The organism is Microbacterium sp. (assembly GCF_031988965.1).
Taxonomy (GTDB): domain Bacteria; phylum Actinomycetota; class Actinomycetes; order Actinomycetales; family Microbacteriaceae; genus Microbacterium.
In genome coordinates this window covers 5,126-7,300 of sequence record NZ_DALZXX010000143.1, presented here as the reverse complement: position 1 = coordinate 7,300, position 2,175 = coordinate 5,126, and the positions used below count along the sequence as shown (strand labels likewise).

At 68.7% G+C, this 2,175-nt stretch carries 2 protein-coding genes and 1 pseudogene; all 3 read left to right on the top strand.

The window, feature by feature from the left end; genetic code table 11:
* Window positions 1–225: pseudogene (locus RTM68_RS15850) on the top strand (YihY/virulence factor BrkB family protein); the annotation flags it as partial.
* 10 nt (window positions 226–235) lie between these two features.
* Window positions 236–1,075, top strand: coding sequence for an exodeoxyribonuclease III (locus RTM68_RS15845; RefSeq protein ID WP_312172742.1), 840 nt, complete (start codon window positions 236–238; stop codon window positions 1,073–1,075).
* Window positions 1,076–1,124: 49 nt separating this feature from the next.
* Window positions 1,125–2,129 carry a tryptophan--tRNA ligase gene (gene trpS, locus RTM68_RS15840; protein ID WP_312172740.1) on the top strand — a complete coding sequence of 335 codons (1,005 nt, stop codon included), beginning with the start codon at window positions 1,125–1,127 and terminating at the stop codon, window positions 2,127–2,129.
* Window positions 2,130–2,175 lie beyond the last annotated feature (46 nt).

The following is a 2,175-nucleotide window of genomic DNA, read 5'->3' as shown; positions in this document are numbered from 1 at the left end:
CTCGTGCAGGCGGCGCGCATCCGCGTGCGCGAGGCCGAGTCCGCTCGAGACGCCGCGCCCTGGTACCGCGCGTGGCCGGCAGAGCGGGCGGTCCGGGCTGCCGAGCGGGAGCTCATCGAGCTGGAGGCATCCGCTCCCCCACCCCCGGAGACGATGACCCCGCTCGCCCAGCGTCTGCTGTCGGAACTGCAGCGCCCGTCTCGGGATGTCGGCGGCCCTCGTTAGGCTTGTGGGCATGCCTCATCTGCGTATCGCCTCGGTCAATGTCAACGGAATCCGAGCGGCGGCTCGCAACGGCATGAGCGGCTGGCTCGATGCGGCCGACGTCGACATCCTCACCCTGCAGGAGGTCCGCGGTCAGGACGAGCACCTCGAGGCCGCTCTCCCCGGATGGACCTTCGTGCACGACGAGGCGACGGCCAAGGGCCGCGCCGGTGTGGCGATCGCGAGCCGCGTTCCGGCGCTCGCCACGCGCACCGACTTCGGCCCCGCCGAGTTCGACTCGAAGGGTCGCTGGATCGAGGCCGACTTCCTGATCGGCGATCGCCCGCTGACGGTGGTCAGCGCCTACGTGCACAGCGGCGAAGCCGACACCCCGAAGCAGGACGAGAAGTGGAAGTTCCTCGACGCCTTCGGCGTCAGGCTCGCGGAGCTCGGTCACGACGACGCTCTCGCTCTCGTCACCGGCGACCTGAACGTCGGTCATCGCGAACTCGACATCAAGAACTGGCGCGGCAACCGCAAGAAGGCGGGCTTCCTCCCCCGCGAGCGCGCGTACTTCGATCGGTTCCTCGGCGCAGCCGGTTCCACGGTCGAGGGTGTCGACGGCTCGACAGGTCCGGGACTCGGATGGGTCGACGTCGGACGCGCCTTCCACGGGGAGGTCGAGGGTCCCTACACCTGGTGGTCCATGCGCGGACAGGCGTTCGACAACGACTCGGGATGGCGCATCGACTACCACCTCGCGACTCCGGCGCTCGCCGAGCGGGCGACTGCGTACCACGTGGCCCGCGCGGCGGCCTATGACCAGCGGTGGAGCGACCACGCGCCGGTCGTCGTCGACTACACGTACTGAACGGGCGAGCGGGCTCGAGCACCGCCACCGCCCCCATAGGATTGATACCGTGACGAAACCACGCCTCTACTCAGGAATGCAGCCCTCGGCCGACTCCCTTCAGATCGGCAACTACATCGGCGCGCTCCTGCAGTGGCGGGAGCTGCAGAGCTCCTACGATGCGTACTTCTCCGTCGTCGACCTGCACGCGCTGACCGTCGCGCAGGACCCCGCCGAGCTCCGCGAGAAGACGCGCCGCACGGCCGCTCAGTACATCGCAGCGGGGATCGAGCCCTCGCAGTCGACGCTGTACGTGCAGTCCCACGTGCGCGCGCACGCCGAGCTCGCCTGGATCCTCTCGACCATCACGGGCTTCGGTGAAGCAGGTCGGATGACGCAGTTCAAGGACAAGTCCGCCCGCTACGGCGCCGACGCGACGAGCGTGGGGCTCTTCACCTATCCGGTGCTCATGGCCGCCGACATCCTGCTCTACCAGACCGATGTCGTGCCGGTGGGCGACGACCAGAAGCAGCACGTCGAGCTCACGCGCGACCTCGCGGAGCGCTTCAACTCCCGCTTCGGCGAGACGTTCGTGGTGCCGCGTCCGGTGATCCAGAAGGACACGGCGCGCATCTACGACCTGCAGAACCCGACCTCGAAGATGTCGAAGTCCGCAGAGAGCGATGCCGGCGTGCTCTGGATGCTCGACGACCCCGCCAAGTCGTCGAAGAAGATCATGCGGGCGGTGACCGACAACGAGGGCTCCGTGCGCTTCGATCGCGAGAGCAAGCCCGGTGTCTCGAACCTGCTCACGATCTATGCGGCGCTCAGCGGTCGGCAGGTCGGTGCGATCGAGGACGAGTACGCAGGTCGCGGTTACGGAGACTTCAAGAAGGGACTCGCCGAGGTCGTCGTCGCCGAGTTCGAGCCGGTGCGCGCTCGCGCACTCGAGCTGCTCGACGACCCTGCCGAGCTCGACCGCATCCTCGCGGCCAACGCCGCCCGGGCGGATGCCGTCGCCGACGCGACGCTCGCAGCGGTCTACGACCGCGTCGGACTGCTTCGGCGCGTCTGAGATCCTCGGCCCTAGGATGGGGGCGTGACTGATCAGCCGCTGCCCC

What these genes read in the sequence shown, in the direction of transcription:
- RTM68_RS15845 (WP_312172742.1), top strand. Translation starts at nt 236, where the DNA reads ATGCCTCATCTGCGTATCGCCTCGGTCAATGTCAACGGAATCCGAGCG.